Source organism: Klebsiella sp. 10982 (genome assembly GCF_048589245.1).
GTDB lineage: Bacteria > Pseudomonadota > Gammaproteobacteria > Enterobacterales > Enterobacteriaceae > Klebsiella > Klebsiella quasivariicola.
Genome location: NZ_JBMAXV010000107.1, coordinates 1 through 1,947, shown reverse-complemented (window position 1 = coordinate 1,947; position 1,947 = coordinate 1). Strand labels below are relative to the sequence as shown.

At 60.6% G+C, this 1,947-nt stretch carries 1 protein-coding gene; it reads right to left on the bottom strand.

Annotation, left to right across the window (positions count from 1 at the left end; translation table 11 throughout):
* On the bottom strand, positions 1 to 1,947 hold a 1,947-nt coding region (gene tkt / locus ACKLKD_RS27755), incomplete at both ends, for a transketolase (RefSeq protein WP_117125846.1).

Here is a 1,947-nt window from a genome sequence, read left to right as displayed (position 1 = left end):
CAGCGCTTTCGCTTTAGCGACCACGTTGTCGACGGTGAAGCCGAACTCCTCGAACAGCTGCTCAGCCGGCGCAGACTCACCGAAGGTGGTCATGCCAACGATGGCGCCATTCAGGCCAACGTATTTGAACCAGTAGTCCGCAATACCGGCTTCCACAGCAACGCGCGCAGAAACGGCTTTCGGCAGTACGGATTCACGGTAGGCCGCATCCTGCTTGTCGAATGCGTCGGTGGACGGCATGGAAACCACGCGCGCCTTCACGCCTTCGGCAGTCAGTTTGTCCCACGCAGCCACTGCCAGCTCAACTTCAGAACCGGTGGCGATGAAGATCAGTTCCGGCTGACCGGCGCAATCTTTCAGCACATACCCGCCGCGGGCCACGTTTGCCAGCTGCTCTGCGGTACGCTCCTGCTGCGCCAGGTTCTGACGGGAGAGGATCAGCGCGGTCGGGCCGTCCTGACGCTCCACGCCATATTTCCACGCAATCGCGGATTCCACCTGGTCACACGGACGCCAGGTGGACATGTTCGGGGTCACACGCAGGGAAGCCACCTGCTCTACCGGCTGGTGAGTCGGGCCGTCTTCGCCCAGACCGATGGAGTCGTGGGTGTAGACCATCACCTGACGCTGTTTCATCAGCGCCGCCATACGTACCGCGTTACGCGCATATTCCACAAACATCAGGAAGGTGGAGGTGTACGGCAGGAAACCGCCGTGCAGCGCGATACCGTTGGCGATAGCGGTCATACCGAACTCGCGTACGCCGTAGTGGATGTAGTTCCCGGCAGCGTCTTCGTTGATCGGCTTAGAGCCAGACCACAGGGTCAGGTTGGACGGCGCCAGGTCAGCGGAGCCGCCGAGGAATTCCGGCAGCAGCGGGCCAAACGCTTCGATGGCGTTCTGCGAGGCTTTACGGCTGGCGATTTTCGCCGGGTTGGCCTGCAGCTTCGCGATGAACTCGTTAGCTTTCGCGTCGAAGTCAGACGGCATTTCGCCTTTCATACGACGGGTGAATTCGGCCGCTTCCTGCGGGAAGGCTTTGGCGTAAGCCGCAAACTTCTCGTTCCATGCGGCTTCTTTCGCCTGGCCTGCCTCTTTCGCATCCCACTGGGCATAGATCTCAGACGGGATTTCAAACGGCGCGTATTTCCAGCCCAGCGCTTCGCGGGTCAGCGCGATTTCCGCGTCGCCCAGCGGCGCGCCGTGGGAATCATGGGTGCCTGCTTTGTTCGGCGAACCGAAGCCGATGATGGTTTTGCACATCAGCAGGGACGGTTTGTCGGTGACCGCACGCGCTTCTTCTACCGCGCGTTTGATGGCGTCAGCGTCGTGACCGTCCACGCCGCGCACCACGTGCCAGCCGTAGGCTTCAAAGCGTTTCGCGGTATCGTCGGTGAACCAGCCTTCAACGTGGCCGTCGATGGAGATGCCGTTGTCATCATAGAACGCCACCAGTTTGCCCAGTTTCAGGGTCCCGGCCAGGGAGCACACTTCATGAGAAATGCCTTCCATCATGCAGCCGTCGCCCATAAAGGCGTAGGTGTAGTGGTCAACGATGTCGTGGCCCGGACGGTTAAACTGCGCCGCCAGGGTTTTCTCGGCGATAGCCATCCCGACCGCGTTAGCGATACCCTGACCCAGCGGACCGGTGGTGGTTTCCACGCCCGCGGTGTAGCCGACTTCCGGGTGACCCGGGGTTTTGGAGTGCAGCTGGCGGAAGTTTTTCAGCTCTTCAATCGGCAGATCGTAGCCAGTGAGGTGCAGCAGGCTGTAAATCAGCATCGAACCATGGCCATTGGACAGGACAAAACGGTCACGGTCAGCCCACGCCGGATTGTTCGGGTTATGGTTCAGGAAATCACGCCACAGCACTTCGGCAATGTCAGCCATACCCATCGGGGCACCCGGGTGGCCGGATTTGGCTTTCTGTACAGCGTCCATGCTCAG